The 25,347-nt window shown below is 72.0% G+C and carries 27 protein-coding genes; 18 read left to right on the top strand and 9 right to left on the bottom strand.

From position 1 onward, the window contains the following. Positions 1-13 precede the first annotated feature (13 nt). Positions 14-472 carry a rhodanese-like domain-containing protein gene (locus AB0K82_RS17480; protein WP_364397991.1) on the bottom strand — a complete coding sequence of 153 codons (459 nt, stop codon included), beginning with the start codon at positions 470-472 and terminating at the stop codon, positions 14-16. A 72-nt stretch (positions 473-544) separates the two neighbouring features. Between AB0K82_RS17480 and AB0K82_RS17485 the strand changes: the two genes are divergently transcribed. Then, positions 545-1,513, top strand: a complete 969-nt coding sequence (locus tag AB0K82_RS17485) for a helix-turn-helix domain-containing protein (RefSeq protein WP_364397993.1) — start codon at positions 545-547, stop codon at positions 1,511-1,513. Between the two features lie 59 nt (positions 1,514-1,572). Here AB0K82_RS17485 and AB0K82_RS17490 read toward each other — a convergent pair whose 3' ends face one another. Continuing rightward, positions 1,573-2,769, bottom strand: coding sequence for an MFS transporter (locus AB0K82_RS17490; protein ID WP_364397995.1), 1,197 nt, complete (start codon positions 2,767-2,769; stop codon positions 1,573-1,575). 74 nt (positions 2,770-2,843) lie between these two features. Between AB0K82_RS17490 and AB0K82_RS17495 the strand changes: the two genes are divergently transcribed. Continuing rightward, on the top strand, positions 2,844-3,422 hold the full coding sequence (locus tag AB0K82_RS17495) for a TetR family transcriptional regulator (RefSeq protein ID WP_364397996.1): 579 nt from the start codon (positions 2,844-2,846) through the stop codon (positions 3,420-3,422). Positions 3,423-3,443: 21 nt separating this feature from the next. On the opposite strand, the gene AB0K82_RS17500 is transcribed toward AB0K82_RS17495, so the two are convergent. Beyond that, positions 3,444-5,204 (bottom strand): long-chain fatty acid--CoA ligase, encoded by a 1,761-nt coding sequence (locus tag AB0K82_RS17500; RefSeq protein ID WP_364397998.1) that lies wholly within the window; start codon positions 5,202-5,204, stop codon positions 3,444-3,446. A 290-nt stretch (positions 5,205-5,494) separates the two neighbouring features. Here AB0K82_RS17500 and AB0K82_RS17505 point away from each other — a divergent pair, with 290 nt between their 5' ends. The 6 genes from AB0K82_RS17505 to AB0K82_RS17530 all read left to right on the top strand — a co-directional run bounded on the left by AB0K82_RS17505 (position 5,495) and on the right by AB0K82_RS17530 (position 9,727). Next, positions 5,495-6,184: a copper homeostasis protein CutC gene (locus tag AB0K82_RS17505; protein ID WP_364398000.1), complete on the top strand. Its 690-nt coding sequence runs from the start codon at positions 5,495-5,497 to the stop codon at positions 6,182-6,184. Positions 6,185-6,285: 101 nt separating this feature from the next. Further along, positions 6,286-7,053, top strand: a complete 768-nt coding sequence (locus AB0K82_RS17510) for a metallophosphoesterase (protein WP_364398002.1) — start codon at positions 6,286-6,288, stop codon at positions 7,051-7,053. Between the two features lie 74 nt (positions 7,054-7,127). After that, positions 7,128-7,562 carry an SRPBCC family protein gene (locus AB0K82_RS17515; protein ID WP_364398004.1) on the top strand — a complete coding sequence of 145 codons (435 nt, stop codon included), beginning with the start codon at positions 7,128-7,130 and terminating at the stop codon, positions 7,560-7,562. Positions 7,563-7,679: 117 nt separating this feature from the next. Further along, complete coding sequence (locus AB0K82_RS17520) at positions 7,680-8,030, top strand: hypothetical protein (RefSeq protein WP_364398006.1); 351 nt, start codon at positions 7,680-7,682, stop codon at positions 8,028-8,030. A 16-nt stretch (positions 8,031-8,046) separates the two neighbouring features. Continuing rightward, positions 8,047-8,994 (top strand): ROK family glucokinase, encoded by a 948-nt coding sequence (locus tag AB0K82_RS17525; protein ID WP_364398007.1) that lies wholly within the window; start codon positions 8,047-8,049, stop codon positions 8,992-8,994. 25 nt (positions 8,995-9,019) lie between these two features. Continuing rightward, complete coding sequence (locus AB0K82_RS17530; protein ID WP_364398009.1) at positions 9,020-9,727, top strand: endonuclease/exonuclease/phosphatase family protein; 708 nt, start codon at positions 9,020-9,022, stop codon at positions 9,725-9,727. A gap of 22 nt (positions 9,728-9,749) precedes the next feature. Here AB0K82_RS17530 and AB0K82_RS17535 read toward each other — a convergent pair whose 3' ends face one another. Next, complete coding sequence (locus tag AB0K82_RS17535) at positions 9,750-10,274, bottom strand: RDD family protein (protein WP_364398011.1); 525 nt, start codon at positions 10,272-10,274, stop codon at positions 9,750-9,752. Between the two features lie 355 nt (positions 10,275-10,629). Continuing rightward, a complete protein-coding gene (locus AB0K82_RS17540; protein ID WP_364398013.1) occupies positions 10,630-11,337 on the bottom strand; it encodes a hypothetical protein in 708 nt (235 codons plus the stop codon). 258 nt (positions 11,338-11,595) lie between these two features. Here AB0K82_RS17540 and AB0K82_RS17545 point away from each other — a divergent pair, with 258 nt between their 5' ends. The 3 genes from AB0K82_RS17545 to thiI all read left to right on the top strand — a co-directional run bounded on the left by AB0K82_RS17545 (position 11,596) and on the right by thiI (position 14,974). Continuing rightward, positions 11,596-12,363, top strand: a complete 768-nt coding sequence (locus AB0K82_RS17545; RefSeq protein ID WP_364398015.1) for a lysophospholipid acyltransferase family protein — start codon at positions 11,596-11,598, stop codon at positions 12,361-12,363. A 133-nt stretch (positions 12,364-12,496) separates the two neighbouring features. Further along, the gene (locus AB0K82_RS17550) at positions 12,497-13,522 is read left to right on the top strand and encodes a 6-phosphofructokinase (RefSeq protein WP_345358043.1); all 1,026 of its coding nucleotides are present in this window, start codon (positions 12,497-12,499) and stop codon (positions 13,520-13,522) included. A gap of 198 nt (positions 13,523-13,720) precedes the next feature. Next, complete coding sequence (thiI, locus tag AB0K82_RS17555) at positions 13,721-14,974, top strand: tRNA uracil 4-sulfurtransferase ThiI (RefSeq protein WP_364398017.1); 1,254 nt, start codon at positions 13,721-13,723, stop codon at positions 14,972-14,974. A gap of 72 nt (positions 14,975-15,046) precedes the next feature. On the opposite strand, the gene AB0K82_RS17560 is transcribed toward thiI, so the two are convergent. Then, the gene (locus AB0K82_RS17560; protein ID WP_364398019.1) at positions 15,047-15,718 is read right to left on the bottom strand and encodes a helix-turn-helix transcriptional regulator; all 672 of its coding nucleotides are present in this window, start codon (positions 15,716-15,718) and stop codon (positions 15,047-15,049) included. Positions 15,719-16,014: 296 nt separating this feature from the next. Here AB0K82_RS17560 and AB0K82_RS17565 point away from each other — a divergent pair, with 296 nt between their 5' ends. Then, on the top strand, positions 16,015-16,266 hold the full coding sequence (locus AB0K82_RS17565) for a type II toxin-antitoxin system prevent-host-death family antitoxin (RefSeq protein ID WP_364398021.1): 252 nt from the start codon (positions 16,015-16,017) through the stop codon (positions 16,264-16,266). A gap of 2 nt (positions 16,267-16,268) precedes the next feature. Beyond that, entirely contained in the window at positions 16,269-16,640 is a 372-nt protein-coding gene (locus AB0K82_RS17570; protein WP_364398023.1) for a type II toxin-antitoxin system VapC family toxin, read from the top strand. Between the two features lie 136 nt (positions 16,641-16,776). Here AB0K82_RS17570 and AB0K82_RS17575 read toward each other — a convergent pair whose 3' ends face one another. Next, a complete protein-coding gene (locus AB0K82_RS17575; RefSeq protein ID WP_364398024.1) occupies positions 16,777-17,685 on the bottom strand; it encodes an EamA family transporter in 909 nt (302 codons plus the stop codon). 268 nt (positions 17,686-17,953) lie between these two features. Beyond that, positions 17,954-18,976, bottom strand: a complete 1,023-nt coding sequence (gene aroF / locus AB0K82_RS17580; RefSeq protein WP_364398025.1) for a 3-deoxy-7-phosphoheptulonate synthase — start codon at positions 18,974-18,976, stop codon at positions 17,954-17,956. 287 nt (positions 18,977-19,263) lie between these two features. Here aroF and AB0K82_RS17585 point away from each other — a divergent pair, with 287 nt between their 5' ends. The 5 genes from AB0K82_RS17585 (at position 19,264) to AB0K82_RS17605 (ending at position 24,049) form a co-directional block, all read left to right on the top strand. Next, positions 19,264-19,857, top strand: coding sequence for a sulfite oxidase-like oxidoreductase (locus AB0K82_RS17585; protein ID WP_364398027.1), 594 nt, complete (start codon positions 19,264-19,266; stop codon positions 19,855-19,857). Positions 19,858-19,911: 54 nt separating this feature from the next. Next, positions 19,912-21,126 carry a histidine kinase gene (locus tag AB0K82_RS17590; RefSeq protein WP_364398029.1) on the top strand — a complete coding sequence of 405 codons (1,215 nt, stop codon included), beginning with the start codon at positions 19,912-19,914 and terminating at the stop codon, positions 21,124-21,126. Between the two features lie 62 nt (positions 21,127-21,188). After that, entirely contained in the window at positions 21,189-21,968 is a 780-nt protein-coding gene (locus AB0K82_RS17595) for a LytTR family DNA-binding domain-containing protein (RefSeq protein ID WP_364398031.1), read from the top strand. Then, a complete protein-coding gene (locus AB0K82_RS17600) occupies positions 21,961-22,311 on the top strand; it encodes a hypothetical protein (protein WP_364398033.1) in 351 nt (116 codons plus the stop codon). The genes AB0K82_RS17595 and AB0K82_RS17600 overlap by 8 nt, the downstream gene beginning before the upstream one ends. 40 nt (positions 22,312-22,351) lie before the next feature. After that, positions 22,352-24,049, top strand: a complete 1,698-nt coding sequence (locus tag AB0K82_RS17605; protein ID WP_364398035.1) for a cation acetate symporter — start codon at positions 22,352-22,354, stop codon at positions 24,047-24,049. Between the two features lie 422 nt (positions 24,050-24,471). Here AB0K82_RS17605 and AB0K82_RS17610 read toward each other — a convergent pair whose 3' ends face one another. Beyond that, complete coding sequence (locus AB0K82_RS17610; RefSeq protein WP_364398037.1) at positions 24,472-25,335, bottom strand: deoxyribonuclease IV; 864 nt, start codon at positions 25,333-25,335, stop codon at positions 24,472-24,474. Positions 25,336-25,347: the final 12 nt, after the last annotated feature.

Below are 25,347 nucleotides of genomic sequence, written 5' to 3' on the forward strand. Positions count from 1 at the left end.
GGAACGGACTGCGCTAGCAGCCGCAGGAGGCGCCCGCCACCGGGGCGGTCAGGGCGTCGACCGGCCTGCTGAGGCGCCCGGTCGCGGTCTCGACCGCGAATCCCTCGCGCACCCAGTACTCGTAGCCGCCGATCATCTCCTTCACCCGGTAGCCCAGCCGGGCGAAGGCCAGCGCGGCCCGGGTCGCCCCGTTGCATCCCGGTCCCCAGCAGTAGGTGACGACCGTGGTGTCCGGAGAGACGAGGGCGGGGGCACGTTCCCCGATCAGGGCGGTGGGCAGGTGCAGGGCGCCGGGCAGGTGGCCCTGCTCCCACGCCTCGACGTTGCGGGAGTCGACGACGACCAGGCCGGGCACGCCGGCCTCCAGGTCGGCGTGGACGTCGGACACGTCGGCCTCGAAGGCCAGGCGGGCGGCGAAGTGGCGGGCGGCCTCGTCGGGAGGAGCCGGCGCGGTGCTGAGGACACTGGACATGACGGTCATCGTGGCCGACGACGCCTCCGGGGGAACAGTGGCGTCAACGTCACCCACCGCTAGGATCCCGCCATGCGCTCGAGGCCGGGGTCGGTGGTCGCGGTGCTCGCCTACGCGGGCATGTCGCCGTTCGAGACGGGCATCGTCACCGAGGTGTTCGGGCTGCCGAGGCCGGAGCTGGACGTGCCGTGGTACGACCTGGCCGTGTGCGCCGAGCGACCCGGTCCGGTCCCGATCGTCGGCGGTGCCGCCATCCACACCGAGCACGGCCTGGACACCTTCGCCTCGGCCGACACCGTCATCGTCCCCGGCGTCCCCGACGTACGCGGGGAGTCCTCGCCGGAGCTGGTCGCGGCCCTGCGCCTGGCCCACGAGCGGGGCGCCCGCGTCGTGTCGATCTGCTCCGGCGCGTTCGCCCTGGCCGCCGCCGGACTGCTGGACCACCGGCCGGCGACCACCCACTGGCAGTACGCCGGCCTGCTGCGGCGGCGGTTCCCTCTCGTCCGGGTGAACCCCGACGTCCTCTACATCGACGACGGCGACGTCCTGACCAGCGCCGGCAGCGCCGCGGGTCTGGACCTGTGCCTGCATCTGGTCCGCCGTGACCACGGGCCGAGCGTCGCCAACGCGGTGGCGCGGCGGCTGGTGATCCCCCCGCACCGCGACGGCGGCCAGGCGCAGTTCATCGAGGCGCCCGTGACCGTCGACGCCGGCGACGACCGGATCGCCCGGGTGACGACCTGGGCACTGGCCAATCTGCGGGAGGAGATCACCGTCGACGTGCTCGCCGCCCGCGCGCACATGTCCGCCCGGACGTTCCTGCGCCACTTCGCGCGCTGCATGGGGACCAGCCCCGCCCGGTGGCTGATCGGCCAGCGGATCCAGGCCAGCCTGCCGCTCCTGGAGAAGACCTCCGCGCCGGTCGAGGAGATCGCCCGCGCGGTCGGTTTCGCCAGTCCCGTCACCTTCCGCTCGCACTTCCTGCGGGTCATGCGCACGTCACCCTCCGCGTACCGCCGCGCGTTCACCACCACGTCATGACGAACGGACCGTCGTCCCCCCGGAGATCCGGGGGGACGACGGTCCGTGAGCCGGAGCGGTCAGCGGCGGGCGGTCAGGGTGAGCGCCGCGCCCAGGGCGAGCAGGGCCGCGAGGACGAACGCCAGGGTGGGCAGGCCGTGCGCGCTCAGCGCGCCGGCGACCTGCGGGCCGACGCTGGCACCGACGAAGAGGATGAAGGTGAACAGGGACACCGCCGTGCCCCGCGCCGCACCGGCGCGGCCGCCGATGGTCTCGATCAGAGCGGGGGCGGTGAGGCCGACACCGGCGACGAAGGCGTTCAGCAGGATCGCGAGCCCCAGGGTGCCCGGGTGGGTCAGTCCGATCAGCGCGGCCGACACGGCGGACAGCGTCAGCGCTCCGGTCGCGCGGCGCGCTCCGGGGACGCGCTGCAGGACGGGCGTCACGAAGGGGATCGCGAGGATCGCCGGAAGCGCCGCCGCGCGCAGGGTGAGCAGTGCCGCCGGCCCGCCCGCCGCGCCGGTGAGGGCCAGGCCGGTGTAGAGGGCGACGAACGAACCGAGGACCATCGGGCTCGCCAGGTAGAGCGGGATGAGGCGGCGGTGGGCGAGGAGGCGCGGCATGGCGCGGTACGCGTCGAGCGGGGAGCCCGTGGTGCCGGGACGGCCGGGCAGCATCACCCGCCGCAGCGCGACGGCGACGAGGGCGAAGGCGACCGCGAACACGGCGAACACCGCGCGCCAGCCCCCCACCGCCGCGATGCCCTGCGCGGCGAGCTGACCGAACACCGCCGACGCGAGGAACGCGCCGATCACCGCGGACAACAGGGTGGGGCGGTGCCGTGGCTCGGCGCGTTCGGCGATGTAGGTGAACGCGACGGGAGCGAACGCGGCGGTGGTCACGCCCTGCAGGACCCGAAGGCCGATCGCCATGCCGAGACTGGAGGACAGGGCCACGAGCGCGGTCGTCACCGCGGTGGCGGCGATGCCCGTCACGATGATCCGGCGTCGGCCGAACCGGTCCGACAGCGGGCCGAACACCAGGAACCCGGCCGCGTATCCGAAACCGAACGCGCTGGCCATCCACGTCAGGGCGGAGGCCGGCGCGTGCCACTCCCGGCCCATCGCGCCCAGCAGGGGGATCACGCCGTAGAGCTGGCCGGTGGCCAGCAGGGCCGTCGCCACGAACGTCACCAGGGTCGCCACGAAGGGGGCGTGGGCGGGCTCCGCCTGGGGGGCGGTCGTTCCGGTACGGCCGGAGAAGCTCAACGTCGTCATGCCGAGGAAAGTAGCCAACCAACCGGTTGGATGTCAACCAACTAGTTGGATTGAGCTTCGGGTAAGCTCATCGCATGCCCAGAGACACCGCCGCCGCCACGAAGCAAGCCCTGCTCGGCGCCGCGCGGGAGGAGTTCGCCGCGTACGGCATCGCCGGAGCGCGGGTGGACCGCATCGCCGAGCGCGCGGGCGTCAACAAGGAGCGCATCTACGGCCACTTCGGCAACAAGGAGAAGCTGTTCGACGCCGTCATGAGCCAGGTGCTCGACGAGGTCGTCGAGCTGGTCTCCCAGGACGTCGACGACGTCGGTGACTACGTCGCCCGCATGTACGACTACCACCGCGCGCACCCCGACCTGCAGCGACTGTTGCTGTGGGAGGCACTGCACTACGGCCACCAGCGCGAGTTCGACGAAGGCAGGCGCGCCCACTACCGCCGGAAGATCGAGGGGCTCGCGAAGGGCCTCGGCGCCGAGCCCTCGGTGGACGTCGGCCGCACCCTCCTGACGGTGTGCGGCATGGCGGCATGGCCCACCGCCGTACCGCAGATGGCGCGGCTCATCCTCGGGCCGGACGCCGACGACCAGGACGCGATGCGCGCCCACCTGATCGACTTCGCGCGGTCGGCCGTCGTCCGCAAGACGCCGGCCTGACCGCCCGGCGACCTTCGGGGGTCAGGCGTAGAGTGCCTCGATCTCGTCGGCGAAGTCCTTCTCGACGAGGTTGCGCTTGACCTTCAGGGTCGGGGTGAGGTGGCCGGACTCCTCGGTGAAGTCCACGTCGAGGATCCGGTACTTCTTGATCGCCTCGGCCCGGGACACCGTGGTGTTGGCGTCGGCCACCGCCGCGTCGATCTCCTTCACCAGATCCGGGTCCTTCACGAGCTCCGCGGTGGACAGCCCCGTCTTGCCGTGCTGCTCCTTCCACGGCTCGAGCGCCTCGGGGTCGAGGGTGATCAGGCAGCCGATGAACTTACGGGCGTCGCCGACCACCACGCACTGGCTGATCAGCGGGTGCGCGCGCAGCCGGTCCTCCAGCGGCGCCGGCGCGACGTTCTTCCCGCCCGCGGTGACGATGATCTCCTTCTTGCGGCCGGTGATCCGGAGGTAGCCGTCCTCGTCGAGCTCGCCCACGTCGCCGGTATGGAACCAGCCGTCCTCGAGGGCGGCCTTGGACGCCTCCTCGTTGTGCCAGTAGCCGGCGAAGACGTTCGGCCCCTTGACGAGCACCTCGCCGTCGTCGCCGATGCGCAGCGTGCTGCCGGGGATCGGCTTGCCGACGGTGCCGATGCGGTTGTCGCTGGGCAGGTTGACCGCCGCCGGGGCGGTCGTCTCGGTGAGGCCGTAGCCCTCGAGGATCGTGATGCCGACGCCGTCGAAGAAGTGGCCGAGCCGCTCGCCCAGCGCCGCGCCGCCGGAGACGGCGTGGGTGACGCGGCCGCCGATCGCGGCGCGCAGCTTGCCGTACACCAGCCGGTCGAACAGCGCGTGCTTGAGCCGCAGCCCGAGCCCGGGAGAGTCGGCGCGGCTGTAGGCGATCGCGGTGTCGGCCGCGACGCGGAAGATGCGGCCCTTGCCGTCGGCGGCGGCCTTCTGCTCGGCGCCGATGTAGACCTTCTCGAAGACGCGCGGCACCGCGAGCAGGAAGGTCGGCTGGAAGGAGGCGAGGTCGTCGACGATGTGCGCCATGTCGGCCGTGTGGCCGAGCGTCACGCCCGCCTCGACGCAGCCGACCTCGATGAGCCGCGCGAAGACGTGGGCGAGCGGCAGGAACAGCAGCGTCGAGCCGCTCTTCAGGCCGAACACCTCCGTCAGCGCGCCCTCGGTGACGTTCCGCGCGGTCGCGAGCAGGTTGCCGTGGGTGATCTCGCAGCCCTTCGGGCGGCCGGTCGTGCCCGACGTGTAGATGATCGTGGCCAGGTCGGCGACGGACCGCGACTCCCGCCGCTCCGTCAGGTCCTGGTCGGATCCCGTGCCGCTCGGCAGGTCGTCCATCCGCCAGACGTGCGCGAGCTCGGACAGCCGGTCCCGGAGGGACTCGACGGCCTTGGCGTGCTCGTCCGTCTCGACGAAGACGGCCTTGGCCCCGGAGTCGCCGACGATCCACTCGACCTGCGAGGCCGAGGACGTCTCGTAGATCGGCACGGTCACGCCGCCCGCCGCCCAGATCGCGTAGTCGGCGACGGTCCATTCGTACCGCGTGCGGGACATGAGCGCCACGCGGTCGCCCGGCTCGACACCGGCGGAGATCAGCCCCTTGGCGACGCGGGCGATCTCCTCGGCGAACTCGCGCGCGGTGACGTCCCGCCACCCGGATCCGGCCTTGCGCCGAATGACGACGCGGTCCGGCTCTTCGGCGGCCCGGGAGAAGAGCGTGTCGGTGAGGTTCGCCGAGTCGGCGATCGTCACTTGTGCGGGAACGCTGTACTCGCGCACGACTTCTCCTCAGCTGATACGGCGGGCATTCGCACGGACGCTATCGCCTCAAGATACTGATCGGTAGCCTTTGGCGCGGTGACACGTCTCGCATTTCTTCTTACCACGCGTGTAACGACCTCGTTGATGCGCGTTCCCGGCCCCGTCTCGTGGTCGCGATAGCGGAACGAAGCGGTAACGACCTCGTCTGTTCGGCCTAAAGGCAGGTCAGGTCCGGGGACGGTGGCGAAGGGGCCGGGCCAGAATACGCCTCACCGCGGGGATCGCGGCGCCGGTGCGCGGGGGAGGCGATGTCGTTGCTCGAGGTGGTCGCGATGAACGAGGTGGACGCCGAGGCCGCCGAGACGGGCGGTGCCGACCGCATCATGGCGGTCGCCGACCGGCAGGCCGGCGGCCTGACCCCGGATCCCAAGACCGTCGCCGCCATGCGCAAGACGACCTCCCTGCCGATCCGGGTGGTGCTCCGGGCCAAGAACGGCTTCCGGACGACCGAACCGGAGCTCGGCCGGCTCTGCCGCGCCGCGGCCGCCCACGCCGACGCCGGGGCGGACGGCTTCGTGTTCGGCTTCCTCCACGCCGACCACACGGTCGACCTGTCCGCGACCGCCCGGCTCGCCGACACGGTGCTGCCGTTGCCGTGGACGTTCCACCGCGCGATCGACCACGCCGCCGAGCCGGAGGCCGCCTGGCGGACCCTCCGCCTGCTGCGCGGCCTCGACTCCGTCCTGTGCGCCGGGGCCGCGGGCGGCGTGGGGGCGGGGATGGAGGCGCTGCTGCGCCGGGCCGCCCACGACGCGCGGCTCATGCTCGTCGGCGGCGGCCTGCGGCGCCGGCACGTCCCGGCCCTCGTGGCCGCCGGGGTCCGGGCCTTCCAGGTCGGCGACGCCGTACGGCCGGTGGGCGGCGGGCCCCAGGCCCCGGTCGACGCCGCGCGCGTCCGCGAGTGGCGCACCCTCGTCGACGCCGCCGCCGACCACTGACCGCGGCCGAGACGCCGACCGTGGCGGCGCGGCCGAGCGCCGACCGCGGTCGCCGGTCCGCGGCGACGTGCCGCACCGCCGGCGGGTCTTACAGTTGGCGCATGCGGGTTCATGTGGTCAGCGACGTGCATGGACGGGCGGACGCGCTCGCCCCGGCCGGTGACGGGGCGGACGCGTTCATCTGCCTCGGGGATCTGATCCTGTTCATCGACTACGACGACCACGGCAAGGGCATCTTCGCCGAGCTGTTCGGGGCGGAGCACGCCGCGACCTTCATCGAACTGCGCACCCAGAAGCGATTCGACGAGGCACGGGCGTTCTCCCGCTCGATGTGGGCGACGCTGGAGGGCGACGCCGGACCGCACATCGAGGCCGCCGTGCGCCGCCAGTACAAGGAGCTGTTCGGCGCCATGCCCACGCCCGCGTACCTCACCTACGGCAACGTCGACATCCCCCGGCTGTGGGCGGAGAGCCTGCGGCCCGGCCAGCGGGTGCTCGACGGGGAGGTCGTGGAGATCGGCGGCCTGCGCTTCGGATTCGTCGGCGGCGGGCTGCGCACCGAATACCGCACGCCGTACGAACTCGACGACGAGGTCTACGCCGCCAAGGTCGCGGCGATCGGAGCGGTCGACGTGCTGTGCTGCCACATTCCGCCCGCCGTTCCCGAACTGCTGTACGACACGGTCGCCCGGCGATTCGAACGCGGCAGCGAGGCGGTCCTGCGCGCCATCCAGGAGACGCAGCCGAGATACGCGCTGTTCGGCCACGTCCACCAGCCGCTCGTCCGCCGCACCCGCATCGGCCGCACCGAGTGCGTGAACGTCGGTCACTTCCGCGCACGCGGGGTTCCGTACGTTCTGGAGTTCTAGAGACTACGCTCCGCTCAAGGCGAAGCGCCGCACCCTTTTATCGCCCGGAAGAAAGTTGAAAGAAGGAAACGCCGATGGCGGACCGTACGAGCTCCAGCATCACCATCGAGGCTGAAAAGCCAGAGATCATGGCGGTCATCGCCGATTTTGCGGAATACCCTGAATGGGCGGAAGGGATCACCGCGGCCGAGATCGTCGCCGCCGGAGACGACGGCCGCGCCGAACAGGTGCGGATCACGCTGGAGGCTGGGCCGATCAAGGACACCTACGTCCTGGCCTACGACTGGGACGACGACGAAGCGGTGCACTGGCACCTCGCGGAGCGCGGCACCATGCTCACCGGCATGACCGGCGCCTACCGCCTCGCCGAGCGCGACGGCGACACCGAGGTGACGTACGAGCTCGCGGTGGACGTGCGCGTTCCCATGATCGGTATGGTCAAGCGGAAGGCGGAGAAGCGCATCATCGACACGGCCCTCAGAGGGCTGAAACGACGCGTCGAGGGGTAGCCGATGCGACGGGCACCGAGAGCGGGCGCGGCCCCGGCCGCCACGGGCACCCCGTGGCGCGCGCGCACCCTCCGAGACGGTACGGTTTCACGCCGGACGATAGGTAGATGATGACCAATGAGTGAGCAGCCACCATCCGTGCTGTACGAGGCCGTGCGTCTCGTCGACACGCTCCGTCGGCGGTTCAACGCCGGCGGCGGGTCGAAGGACGACGTATGGAGCGAGGCCACCAGCGAAGCGTGGGGCGACCACTTCGCGACCGGCGCGCCCGAGTGCCGCTACTGCCCGGTGTGCCGGGCGATCGCGGCGTCCCGCGAGTCCGGTCCGGAGGTCCTCTCCCACGTGATGGCGGCGGGTGAGCAGCTCTACTCGGCGGTCCGTGAGGCGATGGCAGGGTTCGAGCGCACGCGGCCGCGCCCCCGCGCGGCGGGCGACGACCCGGCGGGCGCCGGCACGGCGACGGGTTGACGGAGGAGAAGCGTCCATGACGCTGACCATTGGTGTGGATGTCGGCGGTACGAAGGTCGCCGCCGGAGTGGTCGACGACCGTGGGCGGATTCTGGAGAAGGTGCGTCGGCCGACGCCGTCCACGAGCCCGCACGAGACGGCCCGGGTGATCGCGGAGGTCGTCGAGCTCCTCAAGAGCCGCTTCGGTGAGGTCGAGGCGGTCGGCCTCGGCGCCGCCGGATTCGTGGACGAGAGCCGCGCCACGGTGCTCTTCGCCCCGAATCTCGCCTGGCGCGACGAGCCCATCAAGAAGAAGGTCGAGGGCGAGGTCGGCCTCCCGGTCGTCGTGGAGAACGACGCGAACGCCATCGCCTGGGGCGAGGCGAAGTTCGGCGCCGGCCGCGGCGAGGACCACATGATCCTCGTCGCCCTCGGCACGGGCATCGGCGGCGGCCTGATCCTCGGCGGCGAGCTCTACCGCGGCCGCTTCGGCATCGGGGCCGAGTTCGGGCACTACCGGGTCGTCCCCGACGGCCGGCGCTGCGGCTGCGGCAACCGCGGCTGCTGGGAGCAGTACGCCTCCGGCAACGCCCTGGTCGCCGAGGCCCGCGAGATCGCCCGGGTGTCCCCGGCGCTCGCCGGCCGCCTGCTCGAGCTGGGCGATGGCAGGCCCGAGGGGATCAGCGGCCCGGAGATCACCGAGGCGGCACGCGAGGGCGACAGCGCGGCGCTGGAGTGCTTCCGCACGATCGCCCGCTGGGTCGGGCAGGGACTCGCCGACCTCGCGGCCATCCTCGACCCCGGGGCGTTCGTCATCGGCGGTGGCCTGTCGGAGGCGGGCGACCTGCTGCTCGGGCCGACGCGGGAGGCCTTCGAGAACGCCCTCACCGGCCGGGGCCACCGCGCGTTCGCCGACATCAGGATCGCCGAGCTCGGCCCGGACGCCGGCATCGTCGGCGCCGCCGACCTCGCGCGCTCCCGCTAGGGCAGCGAGCCACCGGACCTCCTGGATGCCCACCGTTCGACTGGTCAGTTACAACATCCGGTCGATGCGGGACGACCGGGCGGCGCTCGTGCGCGTCGTCCGGCGGCTGCGGCCGGACATCCTCTGCGTCCAGGAGGCCCCGCGTTTCCAGCTCTGGCGGTACCGGCGGAGGTGGCTCGCCCGGCGTGCCGCGCTCGTCCCGGTGGCGGCGCGGCGCGGCCGCGTCGCCGGGCTGCAACTGTACGCCGGAGCGCGGGCCACCGCCCTGCACGGACGGCACCGTCTGCTGTCGCCCGTGCCCGACATGCACCAGCGCGGCCTCGCGCTGGCGCTGTTCGACGTCGGCGGCGTCCGCCTGGTCGCCGCCTGCGTCCACCTCGACCTCGCCGCCGGGCCGCGCCGCCGCCACGCCGAGGAGATCATCGAGGAGCTCGACCGCGTCCGCGCGGAGACCGGCGCACCGGTCGTGGTGGCCGGGGACGTCAACGAGGAGTCCGGGGGCGCGGCCTGGGACCTGCTCGCCGAGCGCTTCCAGGACGCGGGCGCGACCGCGCCGTACGGGCTCCGGGAGACGTTCAGCGCCGCGAACCCGACGCGCCGGATCGACGGCGTGTTCGCCGACCACGGCATCGAGGTCCTGCGCTGCGGCGTACCCGACGACCCCGAGCTGCTCACCGACTACCCGGCCGCCACCGACCACCGTCCCGTCCTCGCCGAGCTGCGCGTCGGCTGACGCCCGCTCCGCGCCGGACCGATCACCCGCCGGCGAGGGCGCGACGCGCGGCCCGGTCGTCGATGACCACGGTGCCGACGACCTTGTCGTGCAGGCACTGGTGGAGGGCCGGGTCCCAGAACTGCCACAGCACGTTGAGCATGCTCAGCAGGCCCACCATCGGCACCACCTGAAGGACGGCGAATCCGGGCGGATAGACCGCCGCGCGCAGGTACGCCTTCCCGGGGGACAGCGGGGCGCCGGGCGGCGTCGCCCGCACGACGCGAAGACCCAGCCACCGCTTGCCCAGGGTCTTCCCCCACGCGGCGAGCTGTGCGCCCTCGTACAGGACGATGACCATGGTCACGATGAGGACCGAGCCCACGGCGCCGATCGCGGCCAGGCCGGAGTCGCCGTCGGGGGCCAGGTAGCCCACCCAGACCCACACGAGCGCGACCGGCACCGCCGCGACGGCCATCATGAGCACGGCGTCGATCATCCGGGCCAGGAGCCGCTTGCCCCGATGCGCGAGCGGCAGCACCGGGCCGGGGTCCGGACCGTCCGGCACCGCTCCGTACGGAGGCGCGGCCGCAGGATGAGCCGGCGGCCCAGGGACGGGCGGCGGGCCGTACGGGCCGGGCATTCCCACCGCCTCCTCGGGCGGCGGTCCGGGCGTCGCCGGCGCCTCCCCGGGCGGCGGTCCGTGCGGTCCGGGTGCCGCCTGAGCCTCCCCGGGCGCCGGGCCGTATGCGCCCGGTTCCGCGGGCGCGACCCTGGGCGGTTCGTGCTCTTCGCTCAGTGCTGGCTCTTCGCCGGACATGAGATACCTCGCGGTTTCTGGACTGCCTGGCCGCCGATCGTAGCGAGACGAAGCGGTACGCCGCCGGGCGCTCAGGCGCGAAGTGTCTCAGCCGTGATCTCCGTCAGACCACGGCGCCGTCGTCGTCCGGGGGATCGTCGCCCATGCGGAGGACAAGTGCCACGAAGCCGCCGATGAACGCCGCGACGGCGGCGAACGCCGCCCAGCTCGGCACGGCCCAGCCGAGGAACACCGACAGCACGAGGTACACCGGACCGCCGAGCAGCGCGATCCACGCGAACCGCGTCATCGGGTCCGCCTTCGGCAGCGGCGGCGGGGGAGGCGGAACGAAGTGCTCGTCCTCGTCCTCGTCCTCGGCCGCGGGCTTGACGACGCGGGCCGTCGCGGTGCGCTCCGACCCGGAGTCCTCCAGCGCGGGTCCGGCGGTGTCCTCCGGACCGTCGTCGAGGTTCTCCTCGGCGGGCCACGGCGTCTCGCCCTCGACCGTCGGCAGGTCGAACCCGGCCACGATCTCGGCGAAGATCTCGTCCTCGTCGCGGGAGGCGGCGTAGTCGGCGCGCAGCTCGGGGAGGTGCCTTTCCAGGATGTCCTCGGCGGCCTGCCGGGCCTCCGCGTCGGCGTACAGCCGGTCGGTGGGCTCCTCGGGCAGCCGCACGTCGAGGTAGCCGCCGGTCTTACCCGGCGCCGGGGCGGCGTAGGCGGCGATGCCCGCCTCGCGGAGGGCGGACAGCATCGCGTCGGCGAGTTGCGGAGTCAGGTCGGCGAGCGGGACGTAGGCGTCCGCCGTGAGCCCGTTACCCCGCCGACTCATACCCCGGTCTCCCGTCGCATCGTGGCCAGGCCGTCGTACGGCACGTCGGTCACGCGCGACCGGACGTCCGGCGTCAACGCCATGGCGCCTCCCCTCGAACTGCCATCGGCCGACGCTTCAAAGATGAGCCTACGGCCCCCGCGCCGCGCAAGGTCGAAAACGTGCCGTGTGTGGATGTGGGTGTGTCCGGCCTGAGATGGGAAGATGATTATCATCCCACGGACGGGTGAACGGCAGGGGGTAACGAAAGGCGGGGCGTTGTTCTACTGGGTCGTCAAGGCCATCCTGGGTCCCATTCTGTATCTGGTCTGGCGACCGCGGGCGCACGGCACGCGCAACGTTCCGCGGCACGGTCCGGCCATCCTGGCCGGCAACCACCTCTCCTTCGCCGACCACTTCTTCGGGCCGCTGCCGTTGCCGCGCAAGGTGACGTTCCTGGCCAAGGCCGAGTACTTCACCGGAACGGGGTTGAAGGGCCTCCTCAGCCGGCTGTTCTTCAGCGGCGTCGGGCAGGTGCCCATCGACCGTACGGGCGGCCGGGCGAGCGAGGCGGCGCTGCGGACCGGGCTGCGGGTGCTGGCCGAGGGCCGGTTGCTCGGCATCTACCCGGAGGGCACGCGCGTCCCGGACGGGCGGCTCTACCGCGGCAAGACCGGCGTGGCCCGGCTGGCCCTGGAGTCGCGCGCGCCGGTCATCCCGATGGCCATGATCAACACTTTCGAGCTGATGCCCGCCGGGCGGCCGCTGCCCAAGCTGCGCCCGCGCCCGGAGGTGCGGTTCGGCGAGCCGCTCGACTTCTCCCGGTACTACGGCATGGCGCACGACAGGGTCGTGCTGCGCGCGGTCACCGACGAGATCATGTACGCCATCATGCGGTTGTCCGGCCAGGAGTACGTCGATCGCTACGCCGCGGACGTCAAGGACGACGCCGCGCCCGGCCCCGCGGCAGGGAGGGCAACGGCGGACGAACTCACCCGGGCGGAAGAGCAGGGTGCCGAGCGGGCATCAAACACCTCGAAGGGCTGATCAGAGGGGCCGCTTTCCGCTATGGTCTAGACCAATCGGAGAGGTGTGCCCGGTGGGCGCGCCGTCTTCGATCAGGTCCTACCCGCGCCACTAGGCTGGCGGGTGAATCCAGGGTTACACGGAGGAGTTGGGCATGCGAGTCGGAGTGCTGACCGGCGGCGGTGACTGCCCCGGGCTGAACGCCGTCATCCGCGCCGTCGTCCGCAAGGGCATCCAGGTCTACGGATACGAGTTCGTCGGCTTCCGCGACGGCTGGCGTGGTCCGCTCGAGGGCGACACCACGCCGCTCGACGTCCAGGCGGTCCGCGGCATCCTGCCGCGCGGTGGCACCATCCTCGGCTCGTCCCGGACGAACCCGATCAAGATCGAGGGCGGCGTCGAGCGGATCAAGGACAACCTCGCCGGGCTGGGCGTCGACGCGCTCATCGCCATCGGCGGCGAGGACACCCTGGGTGTGGCGCGTCAGCTGCACGACAGGGGGGTCAAGGTGGTCGGCGTTCCCAAGACCATCGACAACGACCTCAACGCCACCGACTACACCTTCGGGTTCGACACCGCGGTCAACATCGCGATGGAGGCCATCGACCGGCTGCACACCACGGCCGAGTCGCACCACCGCGCGCTGATCTGCGAGGTCATGGGCCGGCACGCGGGCTGGATCGCGCTGCACGCCGGCATGGCGTCGGGTGCGAACGTCATCCTCATCCCGGAGAAGCCCTTCGACATCGAGAAGGTCTGCGGGTACGTCGAGAGCCGCTTCCAGACGAAGTACGCCCCGATCATCGTGGTCGCCGAGGGCGCCCACCCGGTCGACGGCCAGATGGACGTGCAGACGCAGGAGCTCGACGCCTTCGGTCACGTGCGTCTCGGCGGCATCGGCGAGCGTCTCGCCGCCGAGATCGAGAAGCGCACCGGCAAGGAGGCCCGCACCACGGTCCTCGGCCACATCCAGCGCGGCGGCACCCCGACCGCGTTCGACCGCGTGCTCGCCACCCGGTTCGGCGTGCACGCCATCGACGCGGTGCACGACGGGGCGTACGGCAAGATGGTCGGCCTGCAGGGCACCGAGATCGTCCGCGTCGACCTGAGCGCCGCCACCGACCAGCTCAAGACCGTCCCGGTCCAGCGCTACGAGGAGGCCGAGGTCTTCTTCGGCTGATCGCCGAGGCTTCCTCGCCCGTACGATCGTTGAAGGCACCGCACCGCCGTGTGGTGCCTTCATCATTTCGAACGGCCGTCCGATCGGTGACACTGGAAGGGAACAGCGACCGCCGGCCGGGCGTTCGGTCCAGACAGTCGCGTTCGTGCGCGACACTTGATGTTCGCACCCCGTCAGTGTCCGCTGGAGGTTGGACGCATGCCCACGCTCGAAACCACGACGCAGCCCCAGAACGCCGAGCGGCCCGCCGTCGTCGGTGAGCCCTGCGTTCTCCTCAAACTGGGGGAGATCGTCCTCAAGGGCAAGAACCGCGAGCTGTTCGAGCGGCGGCTGCAGAACAACATCCGGGCCGCCGTGAAGGGGCTCGGCATAAAGATCAACCTCTGGCAGCGCGAGGGCGTCATCGTCGTCCGCACCGAGAGCGGCGAGCTGGCCGACGTCGACGCCGTCGCCCGGCGGCTCACCGACGTGATGGGCATCGTGTGGGTGCACCGCGCCTGGCGGGTCGACAAGGACGTCGACGCGACCGTCCAGGCGGCCCTCGACCTCGTCGCGCAGCACCCCGCGCTGGCCCGCAAGGGCGCGTTCGCCATCCGCGCGCGCCGCCGCGACAAGCGCTTCCCGATCACCTCCTCCGACCTCAACGCCCTCGTCGGCGCGAAGGTGAAGGAGCGCTACGACCTGCCGGTCAACCTCAAGCACCCCGACCTGGCGGTGTTCATCGAGGTCGACCAGCGCGAGGTCTTCGTCTTCACCGACGGCACGCCCGGCGCCGGCGGCCTGCCGGTCGGCATGAGCGGCCGGGCGCTGGTGCTGATGTCGGGCGGCATCGACTCGCCCGTCGCCGCGTACCGCATGATGCGCCGCGGCCTGCGGGTCGACTTCCTGCACTTCTCCGGGATGCCGTTCACCGGCCCGGAGTCGATCTACAAGGCGTACGCCCTGGTGCGCGAGCTGGACAAGTTCCAGGGCGGGTCGCGGCTGTTCGTCGTGCCGTTCGGCAAGGCGCAGCAGCAGATCAAGTCCTCCGGGGCCGACCGGCTGCAGATCGTCGCGCAGCGCCGCCTGATGCTGAAGACGGCGGAGGTCGTCGCGGGGAACCTCGGCGGCGCGGCGCTCATCACCGGCGACTCGCTCGGCCAGGTCAGCAGCCAGACCATGCAGAACATCACGGCCCTCGACGACGCGGTGAGCCTGCCGATCCTGCGCCCGCTCATCGGCATGGACAAGACCGAGATCATGGCCGAGGCCAGGAAGATCCACACCCTGAGCATCTCGGAGCTGCCCGACGAGGACTGCTGCACCGTCCTCACCCCCCGCCGCGCCGAGACCCGCGCCAAGATCGAGGACCTCCGCCAGATCGAGAAGCGCCTCGACGCGGGCGAGATGGCCGAGCAGCTCGCCACCAACCTCCAGCAGCACCGCCCCTCCTACGGCGAGCCCACCGCCTGAGCATCCGAGACGACCGCGGACAGGACTTGAGTGAGGCCCCCGGCAGAGCCGGGGGCCTCACTGTTCGTACGGCTACTTGATGGAGTCGAGGTCGAGTTCGGCGACTTCAACGCAGGTCGCGTACGGCATCACGCGCAAGCTGACGTTCGGTCGCCGAGCGGCGTCCAGAAGCGCGCGGAGCTGGCTGCGCATGACCTCGGGACCACCGATCGGCCGCCGTAGCGCGGCCTCATCGATGATCGCAATGAAGGTCGGCGCTGTCCGGTCGGTACGGCCGAGCAAGGTCCGGCGGGCAGAGCGCGCCTGCACTCGCCGCTGCACGACCGCCTCGTCCCCAGGCAGTGATGCGCGGATGACGGCACGAGCATAGTCGTCGGTTTGCAGTAGTCCGGGGATCAGCTGCGGGCTCCACTCCTCGATCGTTACGGCGTCGTCTTCCAACGCCACGTACGAGCCCCGAAACACATCGGAGTAGTCCGTCCACCAGCCCCGGCGCCAGGAATTCTTATGGAGTTCGATGAGGGCGGCGCGGTTGGCGTTGCCGACGCCGTAGAGGTCGAGGATCGCGCGGAGGTCGGCGATCGTTGGTTTCGTCTGGGCCTTCTCGATCCGGCTGACCTTGAAGCGGCTCCAGCCGAGCTGGGCGGCAGCCTCCTCGACGGCGAGGTCGACGTCCTTGCGCAGTCGGCGCAGTTCGCTCGCCAGCTTGCGTCCGCGCACGGTGGGGCTGTGGGGCTCGGTCATGCCTGAGGCTATCCAATCGCTACATAAAGCAATCGGGCTGTGGCCGACTGTGGTCGAATGGGTGGCGAGGTCACCCGATCGCCGCCCCTCCCGGCTTGCCGCCGTCGTCCTCCTGGCTGGCGCACCAGAGGTCACTCTGACGGCCGACGAGGTCGCGCAGATCGGGGCGCCTACGTGACGAGGCAAGCGCATGGCGAGCAGGGTGAGACTTCCCGAGGGGAAGTCGTCATCTCGCGAACCTCGGTAGGCCGGAACCTACTTGACTAGACTTAGTCTGGTCGACTCAGGAGGTGCTCATGTCCGAACGAACGGCGGAGCAGTTCAACATCCACGAGGCCAAGACACACCTCTCCCGGATCATAGATCGGGTCGAGGAAGGCCAAGAGATCATCATCAGCCGTGCGGGGAAGCCCGTCGCCAAGGTGGTGCCTTTGGCCACTCGGGTCCACCGCAAGGGGCGGGGGTCATTGCGCGGCAGGCTTGCACTCGCCGATGACTGGGACTCGGACCAGACGAATGCCGCCATCGCCACCGACTTCGGGCTCTGACCGTGAGACTGTTGCTGGACACACATGTCGTCCTGTGGTGGCTGACCGATGCCCCGGAGTTGGCGGACGACGTCAAGGAACGGATCGACACAGAACCCGACGTGTTCCTCAGCGCGGCTTCCATCTGGGAACTGGCGATCAAGCAGGCGACGGGGAAGATCGGTCCTGCCGATATTCCGGAGCAGGTGGCGGCCTGCGATCTGCGGGAGCTCCCTATAACGGCGCACCACGCGATGGTCGCGGGGAGATTGCCCTCCATACACCGGGATCCGTTTGATCGGATGCTCGTAGCGCAGGCACAGGCCGAAGGCCTGACGCTGGTGACCCGGGACGCGATGGTGCAGAAATACGACGTTTCTTTGCTATACGTCTGATCGCTCAGTGCGGCTTCTGAAACGGCCGGCTGAGGCCGTGCCGGTGCCGCTGACGTGGCCGTCTACTCAGGCGAGACGGTAGCTCGCCTGAGTAGACGGCGCGGGAATCGACGGGTGGGCACCCGGCCCGGCAGGCTCAGCGGGAGCGGGTGGGCACGGTGAGGACGAGCAGGCTGGCGGCGAGGAGGGCCAGACCGCCGAGGGCGAGCGCGCTCAGGTGCTCGCCGAGGACGCATAGGCCCAGGACGGCCGCGACCGCCGGCTCGGCCAGGGTGAGGGTGGTGGCGGCGGCGACCGGGGTCGTCCGCAGCCCCCGGCCGTAGAACAGGTAGCCGAGCCCGGTGGTGATCACGCCGAGGTAGAGGGCCGCCGCCGCGCCCGGCCCGGTGAGGAGCCAGCCGGAGCCGACGACGAGCAGCACCGGCAGCAGCAGCACTCCGGACCCGCCGAACAGCGCGCCGAGCACCGCACGGCTGTCGTCGCCCCGGGTGATCAGGTACGACGCGACGGTGGCGTACGCGGCGTAGCCGAACCCGGAGATCAGGGCCAGCGCGACGCCGATGGGCTCGACGCCGGCGGCCTGGCCGCCCAGGGTGAGCGCGGCGCACCCGGCGACCGCCCCCGCCGTGGAGAGCAGCCAGCGCCGGGTGAGCGTGCCCATGCGCAGCAGCCGGGACAGCAGACCGGCGAAGACGGGCCCGCTGCCGATCGTGACGACGGTGCCGGTCGCGACGCCGGTACGGGCGACCGCGCAGAAGAACGCCACCTGGTAGACGGCGACGAGCGCCGCGCCGAGCAGGAGGATCAGCCGGGTGCGGGTGCCGCGGGCGAGCAGGGGCCGCAGTCCGCCGCAGCGCAGGGCCACGGCGAACAGGAAGGCGCCGCCGATGAGGAGCCGGGCGGCGCCCACGGCGACCGGACTGGCGTGGACGAAACTGCGGACGGTACCGGTCGTGCCCCACAGGGAGGCGGCCAGGACGATGTCGGCGGACCCGCCGAGCCGCCGGCGCGCGGGCGCGGCGGAGGAGACCTCAGTGGTGGTCAAGGAGAACGCTCCAGATATCGAACGGTTCGAAGGAACGCGAGATCCGGGGCGCGCCGAAGAGCCGCTCGGCGGCGGCGTCAGAAGAAGCGCCCGGCGGTGCCGGGCGTAGGAGTGGTGGCCCCGGTCAGAACCGGGGCGGCCCGAGCTGGGCGGTGTAGTACGCCATACGGGGCAGACTACCGTCCGCGTACCGCGAAGACGATCGGGGCGTCCGACCTCGAACCGGGCGCGCCGCCCGGAGGACCTCCGGACGGCGCGCCGCCCGCGGTTAGGCGGTGGCGAGGGTGCGGCCGACGATGGGCGGCAGGTCGCGCACCGTCTGCGCCAGTTCGCGGACGTCGTCGTCGACGAGGGCCTGCGGGCCGTCGCACAGCGCGCTCTCCGGGTTCGGGTGCACGTCGATGATCACGCCGTCGGCGCCGACCGCGATCGCCGCGCGGGTCAGCGGCAGCACGAGGTCGCGCCGGCCGCCGGAGTGCGACGGGTCGACGATGACGGGCAGGTGCGACAGCCGCTGCGCGACCGGGACGGCCGAGATGTCGAGGGTGTTGCGGGTGGCCTTCTCGAACGTGCGGATGCCGCGCTCGCACAGCACGATGTCGAGGTTGCCGCGCTGGGCGACGTACTCGGCGGCCATCAGCCACTCCTCGATCGTGGCGTTCATCCCGCGCTTGAGCATGACGGGCTTGCCGACGCCGCCGACGGCCTGCAGCAGCGCGAAGTTCTGCATGTTCCGGGTGCCGACCTGGAGCATGTCGGCGTACGAGGCGACGAGCTCGACGTCGTGCGCGTCCACCACCTCGGTGACGATGGGCATGCCGGTCTCGGCGCGCACGTCGGCCAGGATGCGCAGGCCCTTCTCACCGAGTCCCTGGAAGGCGTACGGGGAGGTGCGCGGCTTGAAAGCCCCGCCGCGCAGGAGGCTCGCGCCCGCGGCCTGGGCCATCCGCGCGGCCTGGAGCGTCTGCTCCGGCGTCTCGACCGCGCACGGCCCGGCGATGAGCGTCATGGTGCCGGGGCCGATCGGCACGCCGCCGACGCGCACGACCGAACGGTCCGGGTGGTTCTCCCGGCTGACCAGCTTGAACGGCACCGAGATCCGTACGACGTCGGTGACGCCGCGCAGGGCGTGGAGGTTCAGCGTGCCGAACTGCTCGACGTCGCCGACCAGCCCGATGATCGTACGGTTGACGCCCCGGCTGACGAACGCCTCGCCGCCCGCGCTCTCGACGACCGTGACGACGGCCTGGATATCGGCTTCCTCCGCGTCGGCGGACATGACAACGACCATGATGCTTCCTCTTCCGAAACAGTCGGTTCTTGGCCGGAAACGACAAATGCCCCGGACCCATCGGGCCCGGGGCATCTGTCGGTGGTTGCCTTCTAGCGCAGCGTCCTTCCGGCAGTCACCCGTGTCCCGGGCCCGCCATAGGTAAAGGAGAAGACGTTGCGCATGGACGACAGCCTAGCCGATGCGCCGCGCGCCGTGGGCGGAGGGGTTCGGCACACCCCGTGCGCGGGGGATGGCAGGATGGCCGATGACCATGAGCGGGCAATCGGAGAGTCGAGGACGACGCGGTGGGGCCTGACGACCGCCTCCCGCCGGGACAGTACGTTCCGCGCGGCTGGCCCGTCCTGCACTACGGCCCGGTGCCGAAGTTCCGCCCCGCCACCTGGGACCTGCGCGTGTACGGCGCCACCGAGGCCGGGCGGGAGTACCGCTGGACCTGGCCCCAGGTCCAGGCGATGCCGCGGGGCAGGGTCGCCGCCGATTTCCACTGCGTCACGAAGTTCACCGTTCCCGACGTCGAGTGGGAGGGCATCCTCACGGCCACGCTCGTCCGGCTGGCGCCCCCGGCCGACGACGCGACCCACGTCATGGTGTGGGCGGAGTACGGCTACAGCGCCAACCTGCGCATGATCGACTTCCTTGAGGAGACGACGCTGCTGGCCACCCACCAGGGTGGTGAGCCGCTCACGCCCGACCACGGCGCGCCCCTGCGGATGGTGGTGCCGCACCTATACGGCTGGAAGAGCGTGAAGTGGGTGCGCGCCATCGAGTACCTCACCGTGGACCGCCGTGGCTTCTGGGAGGAGCGGGGCTACCACAACATCGCCGACCCGTGGCGCGAACAGCGGTACTCCTACCAGGAGGACGAGCCTCCGGCGTAGGGGAGTTGCCGAAATCCCGACGTTTCCGTGACGATGGCATTACCGTCTGTGGTCATGGTGGGGATATCGGTCGAGGCGGTCCTGGCCGCCACGGCGGCGCTGATGGCGGCCGCCGCGGGTTGGTCGCTCGGCTCGGTCCGCCGACGCGACGGGCCGGACGGGCCGGACGCGCCGGGCGGTGAGGCGACGTTCGCCGTCCTGCACACCATCTCGCTGGCGTCGGCCTCCCTGCGGACCGGCCTGACCGAGGAGTCGGCGCGCCGGGCGGCCCGTCACCTGCGAGAGCTCCTCGGCGTCCCGGCCGTCGCCGTCACCGACACCGAGCGCCTGCTCGCCTGGGACGGCGCCGGGGACGCCCACGCCGAGACCGTGGTCCCGCTCGCCGCCCAGGTGCTCGGCACCGGGCGGCCCCGCGTGGTCGTGTCGGAGCTGATCGCGTGCGGCGACCCCGGCTGTCCCGTCCGGGCCGCGGTGATCGCGCCGCTGACCATCGAGGGCCGCGTCGCCGGGGCCCTCGCGGCGTACGGCGCGGGGGTCCGGGACGAACGCCTGCAGACCCTCGGCGAGGTCGCCCGCTGGGCCTCCGGGCAGTTGGAGCTGGCCGAGCTGGAGTCGTCGAAGACGCGCCTGATGGAGGCGGAGATGCGGGCCCTCCGCGCCCAGATCTCCCCGCACTTCGTCTACAACTCGCTGACCACGATCGCGTCCTTCATCCGCACGGACCCCGAGCGCGCCCGCGAACTGCTGCTCGACTTCGCCGACTTCGCGCGCTACTCGTTCCGCGACCGGCGCGACTTCACGACGCTGGCCGAGGAACTGCGGTCGATCCACCGGTACCTCCTCCTCGAGCGGGCGCGCTTCGGCGACGAGCGGCTGCGCTTCACCGTCGAGATCGCGCCCGAGGTGCTCCCGGTCGCGGTGCCGTTCCTGTCCCTGCAGCCGCTGGTGGAGAACGCCATCCGGCACGGCATGCGGTGCGGCGGCATGGAGCGGCTGCACGTCCGGATCGTCGCCGGGGACGCCGGCGCCGAGGCGGCGATCAGCGTGGAGGACGACGGGGTCGGGATGGACCCCGGCCGGCTGCGGGACCTCCTCGCGGAGGGGCGGGAGAGCGCGCCGCACGGCGGCATCGGCCTGGTGAACGTCGACCACCGCCTGCGTCAGGTCTACGGAGAGGAGTACGGCCTGGTCATCGAGACGGCCGTCGGGGCGGGGATGAAGGTCAGCCTGCGCGTGCCGAAGAGCCACACCGCCGTCGCATCCCGGTAATGAAAAACAACTACTTGGTGAAATGAGTTGCATACTCTGCGTAAAAGAGGGAGTCTCCTGCCATGCTTCGCGTCCTCGCCACCGACGATGAGGCCCCCGCGCTGGAGGAGCTCACCTACCTGCTTCGTCGGCATCCGCGAATCGAGCACGTCACGCCCGCCCGCGACGCCGCCGAGGCGCTGCGCGAGATCGGCAGGATGATCAAGAGCGGGGAGCGGCTCGACGCGGTCTTCCTCGACATCTGCATGCCCGCACTGGACGGTATCGACTTCGCCCGCCTCGTCGCCGGCTTCGCCGACCCGCCCGCCATCGTCTTCGTCACCGCGCATGACGAGTTCGCCGTCACCGCCTTCGAGTTCGGCGCCGTCGACTACCTCCTGAAGCCGATCGACCCCGACCGCCTCGGCGAGGCCGTACGGCGCGTCGACGAGATCGTGCACCGGGACACCGCGCCGTACGAGCCGGAGGCGGACGAGGTGATCCCGGTGGAGCTCGGCGGCCGCACCCGGCTGATCTCCCGCGCCGACGTCACCCACGCCGAGACGCACGGCGACTACATCCGCCTGCACACCGCCGAGGGCAGCTACCTCCTCCGGATGCCGCTCGCCGCGCTCGCCGAGCGGTGGCAGGCCGCCGGGTTCATCCGCATCCACCGCAAGACGCTCGTCGCGGCGGCGCACATCACCGAGCTGCACTTCGACGAGGGCCGCACGGTCGTACAGATCGGCGACCTGCGGCTGCCGGTGAGCCGCCGCCAAGCCCGGGAGGTTCGCGACCTGCTGATCCGTCGTTTCCGGCAGCGGCCGCCGGCACCCGATGAGCCGCCCTCGCCCGATGAGTGAACGCGTCACCGTCACCGGGCCGCCCAGCGGCTCGCCGCGGCTCCCACACCGTGCCGCCGAAGACCGGGACGGGACGGACCCGGCGCCCGTCCGGTCGCTCATGCGCGTCCAGGCGGGGCACGCCGCGCTGACGTGTGCGATCGTCGCGCTGGTCAGCGGCGGGCTACCGCTGCTGTTCGCGTGGGAGCCCGCGCTGTCGCGGGTCCGGCTGTTCGGCGTCCGGCTGCCCTGGCTCGTGCTGTCCGCGGTCGTCCCGGTGGTGTGGGTCGCCGTCGCGCGCCGGCACGTACGCCTCGCCGAACGGGCCGAGCGCGACTTCGCGGCCATGGCCCGGCGCGAGTGACCGGAGCCGGTGACACCTCCCCACCGGGCGAGGAGAACAAATGATCACAATGCTCGCGATGGCCCTGCTCATCGCCTCGCTCGCGACCGTGCCGGCGCGGGGCCGACCGGCCCAGGGGGCCGACCTGTACGCCGCCGCCCGTGAGGTCTCCCCGTGGTGGAACGCCTCGGCGATCAGCGGCGAGTACGTCTCGGCGGCGGCGTTCCTCGGCATGGCCGGCCTGGTCCTCGCGTACGGCGCGGACATGCTGTGGCTGCCCATCGGCGCCGCCGCCGGTCACGTCGTGCTGCTCGCCTCGGTCACGGCCCCGCTGCGGCGCTCCGGCGCGTACACGCTGTCGGACTTCGCCGAGTGGCGGCTGGGCTCGCGGCGGGTGCGCCGCGCCGTCAGCGCGTGCGTGCTCGTCATCGGCTGGTTCTACCTGCTGCCCCAGTTCCAGGGCGCCGGCGTCACGCTGTCGGTGATCAGCGGACTGCCCGTGTGGATGGGCTGGCTCGTCGTCGTGGCGGCGGTGGTCGTCCTCGTCCTGCCGGGCGGGGTGCGCAGCATCACCGGCGTGCAGGCCGTGCAGTTCTGGCTGAAGCTGATGGCCGTCACCATCCCCGCGCTCGTCTTCATCGCCGTCTGGCGGCTGCAGAACGACGCCGACGCGGCCCGGCCGCCGTACTTCCACCGCGACACCACCGTCACCGCCGACACGGCCGCGGGCATCCACCTGACAACTCCGGTCGCGGTCGCGGTCACCGGTGTCCTCGACGGCCGTCGTCACCACGGCGAGCGGCTGCGCCTCGTGGCGGGCCGGCACCGGGTCCGCGCCGGCACCCGTATCCGGTTCCCCGCCGGCGCGCCGGTGCCGCGCACGTCGCGGATCGCGCTGCTGCGCGGCGACCGCTGGGCGACGCCGTTCGCGGGCGGCCGCGAACACCCGCTGGCCGCGACGTACTCCGTGCTCCTCGCGACGATCCTCGGGACGATGGGCTTACCGCAGATCACCGTGCGGTTCTACACCAACTCCTGCGGGCGCACCGCCCGGCGCACGGCCGGGCTCGTCGTCCTCATGCTGGCGGTGTTCTCCCTGTTCCCCGCGCTGTTCGGCACCCTCGGCCGGGTGTACACCCCAGAACTGCTGATGACCGGGGAGACCGACGCGACGCTGCTCCTGCTGCCGCACCGGATGGTCCCCGGAGTCACGGGCGACCTGCTGACCGCCCTCATCGCGACCGGCGCGTTCGCCGCCTTCACCTCCACCTCCTGCGGCGTCGTGGTGGCCGTGTCGGGCAGCATCGCGCAGGGACTCGGCGGGGGAGCACGTGGCTTCCGCACCGCCGTCCTGGTCGCCGTCGCCGTGCCCCTGCTCATCGCGCCCTGGGCCTGCAGCCCCCAGTCGGCGGCTCTGGTGACCGTCGCGTTCGTCGTCGCCGCCTCGTCGCTGTGCCCCCTGCTCGTCCTGGGGGTGTGGTGGCGGCGGCTCACGCCGCCCGCCGCGATGGCGGGGATCGTCGCGGGCGGGGTGCCTGCGGCCGCGACCGGGCTGGCGCGGGTGCTCAGCGACCCCGGCCCGGGGTCCGGCTGGCTGGGCACGCTCGTCGAGCAGCCGGCCATCGTCACCGTCCCGCTGGCCTTCGCGGTGACCGTCACGGTGTCGCTGCTCACCCCCGGGCAGGTCCCCGAGCGCACGGAGCGCGCGATGGCCCGCATGCACCTGCCCGAGGGTCCCGAGCCGGGCGGGCCGGGCTGAGACCGTTCGTCGCGTCGCACCGACCGCTCGGCCCTGGCTTACCGAACGTATACCGCTCACTACGAACCGTTTGCCGAGGCGAGGGCCAGATGGGTTTCGCGGCGGGGCGCGCGGACCCTAGGGTTTCGGACACAGCAACGTTCTCGGGACGGCCGCCAGGCTCCGACTCGGGGGGGTGGACGCCAGGCGGCGCGCCTGGGTGCTGCTGAACGGTCGGGGGGTTGTTCAGCAGCACCCAGGCCTTTTTCATGCCCGGCGCGGGCGTGGGAGGCGTGGGGCACGACGTGAGCCCGAGCGGCGGACAGCCGGTGCGGACGGGAGACCGGTCGGCGGTCAGCCGGGCGCGGGCGGGGAGCCGCGCGATGGTCAGCCGGGCGCGGGCGGAAGGTCGAGCCGGGCGCGAGCGGGAGGCCGGGCGGCGGTCAGCCGGCGCGGAGCTTCTTGAGGGTCTCGATGTCCGCGCGGTGCGGTTCCGCGCTGCGGCCCGGGGTCTCGATGACGAGCGGCACCCCGCGGCTGACCGGATGACGGAACAACTCGGCGAAGGGCGCGGCGCCGATCAGCCCGGCGCCGATGTTCTCGTGGCGGTCCCGGCACGACCCGCAGGGGTCCTTGCTGTCGTTCGCGTGGATGAGCTTGAGCCGGTCGGCCCCCACGGTCTCGGCCAGGGCCTCGAGCATCGCGGCGACGCCTCCCGGCGCCGTCAGGTCGTGCCCGGCGCTGAAGGCGTGGCAGGTGTCGAGGCAGACCCCGGCGCGGGGATGCCGGTCGACGGCGTCGAGGTAGGGCCCCAGGTCGGTCACGGTGGCGCACAGCATCTGCCCCTGGCCGGCCATCGGCTCCAGGAGCAGGTCGGGACCGTCGGCGGGGATCTCGTCCAGGAGCGGCAGCAGGTGCTCGCGGATCTGTCGCATCGCGTCCTCGCGCGGTTGCGACACCGCCGAGCCGGTGTGCACGACCACGCCCCGCGCGCCGATCACGACACCGCGCTGGAGGGCGTGCCGGATCGACGCGACCGAGTGGTCGATCGTCTCCGGGCTCGGTGACCCGAGGTTGATGAGGTACGGCGCGTGCACGAACACCGGCAGGTCGTGCTGCTCACTGTGCTCCCGCAGCCGCCGGTCCTCTTCGGGTTTCCCGGCGGCCCGCGCCCAGCCCCGTGGGTTGCTGACGAAGACCTGGACGGCCTCGGCCCCGATCTCGGCGGCGTAGCGGAGCCCGCCGGTCGCGAGCCCGCCGGCCACCGGGACGTGCGCGCCGATCGCGTTGAAATCTGTTCTGACCATGACCGATCCAGC

It is taken from the genome of Actinoallomurus sp. NPDC052274 (genome assembly GCF_040679475.1).
GTDB classification, from domain to species: Bacteria; Actinomycetota; Actinomycetes; order Streptosporangiales; family Streptosporangiaceae; genus Actinoallomurus; species Actinoallomurus liliacearum.

Excerpts from the sequence above, each read along its gene's own strand:
- AB0K82_RS17480 (WP_364397991.1), bottom strand. The coding sequence starts at position 472 with ATGTCCAGTGTCCTCAGCACCGCGCCGGCTCCTCCCGACGAGGCCGCC.
- AB0K82_RS17485 (WP_364397993.1), top strand. The coding sequence starts at position 545 with ATGCGCTCGAGGCCGGGGTCGGTGGTCGCGGTGCTCGCCTACGCGGGC.
- AB0K82_RS17490 (WP_364397995.1), bottom strand. The coding sequence starts at position 2,769 with ATGACGACGTTGAGCTTCTCCGGCCGTACCGGAACGACCGCCCCCCAG.
- AB0K82_RS17495 (WP_364397996.1), top strand. The coding sequence starts at position 2,844 with ATGCCCAGAGACACCGCCGCCGCCACGAAGCAAGCCCTGCTCGGCGCC.
- AB0K82_RS17505 (WP_364398000.1), top strand. The coding sequence starts at position 5,495 with ATGTCGTTGCTCGAGGTGGTCGCGATGAACGAGGTGGACGCCGAGGCC.
- AB0K82_RS17510 (WP_364398002.1), top strand. The coding sequence starts at position 6,286 with ATGCGGGTTCATGTGGTCAGCGACGTGCATGGACGGGCGGACGCGCTC.
- AB0K82_RS17515 (WP_364398004.1), top strand. The coding sequence starts at position 7,128 with ATGGCGGACCGTACGAGCTCCAGCATCACCATCGAGGCTGAAAAGCCA.
- AB0K82_RS17520 (WP_364398006.1), top strand. The coding sequence starts at position 7,680 with ATGAGTGAGCAGCCACCATCCGTGCTGTACGAGGCCGTGCGTCTCGTC.
- AB0K82_RS17525 (WP_364398007.1), top strand. The coding sequence starts at position 8,047 with ATGACGCTGACCATTGGTGTGGATGTCGGCGGTACGAAGGTCGCCGCC.
- AB0K82_RS17530 (WP_364398009.1), top strand. The coding sequence starts at position 9,020 with ATGCCCACCGTTCGACTGGTCAGTTACAACATCCGGTCGATGCGGGAC.
- AB0K82_RS17540 (WP_364398013.1), bottom strand. The coding sequence starts at position 11,337 with ATGAGTCGGCGGGGTAACGGGCTCACGGCGGACGCCTACGTCCCGCTC.
- AB0K82_RS17550 (WP_345358043.1), top strand. The coding sequence starts at position 12,497 with ATGCGAGTCGGAGTGCTGACCGGCGGCGGTGACTGCCCCGGGCTGAAC.
- thiI (WP_364398017.1), top strand. The coding sequence starts at position 13,721 with ATGCCCACGCTCGAAACCACGACGCAGCCCCAGAACGCCGAGCGGCCC.
- AB0K82_RS17560 (WP_364398019.1), bottom strand. The coding sequence starts at position 15,718 with ATGACCGAGCCCCACAGCCCCACCGTGCGCGGACGCAAGCTGGCGAGC.
- AB0K82_RS17565 (WP_364398021.1), top strand. The coding sequence starts at position 16,015 with ATGTCCGAACGAACGGCGGAGCAGTTCAACATCCACGAGGCCAAGACA.
- aroF (WP_364398025.1), bottom strand. The coding sequence starts at position 18,976 with ATGGTCGTTGTCATGTCCGCCGACGCGGAGGAAGCCGATATCCAGGCC.
- AB0K82_RS17590 (WP_364398029.1), top strand. The coding sequence starts at position 19,912 with ATGGTGGGGATATCGGTCGAGGCGGTCCTGGCCGCCACGGCGGCGCTG.
- AB0K82_RS17595 (WP_364398031.1), top strand. The coding sequence starts at position 21,189 with ATGCTTCGCGTCCTCGCCACCGACGATGAGGCCCCCGCGCTGGAGGAG.
- AB0K82_RS17600 (WP_364398033.1), top strand. The coding sequence starts at position 21,961 with ATGAGTGAACGCGTCACCGTCACCGGGCCGCCCAGCGGCTCGCCGCGG.
- AB0K82_RS17605 (WP_364398035.1), top strand. The coding sequence starts at position 22,352 with ATGATCACAATGCTCGCGATGGCCCTGCTCATCGCCTCGCTCGCGACC.
- AB0K82_RS17610 (WP_364398037.1), bottom strand. The coding sequence starts at position 25,335 with ATGGTCAGAACAGATTTCAACGCGATCGGCGCGCACGTCCCGGTGGCC.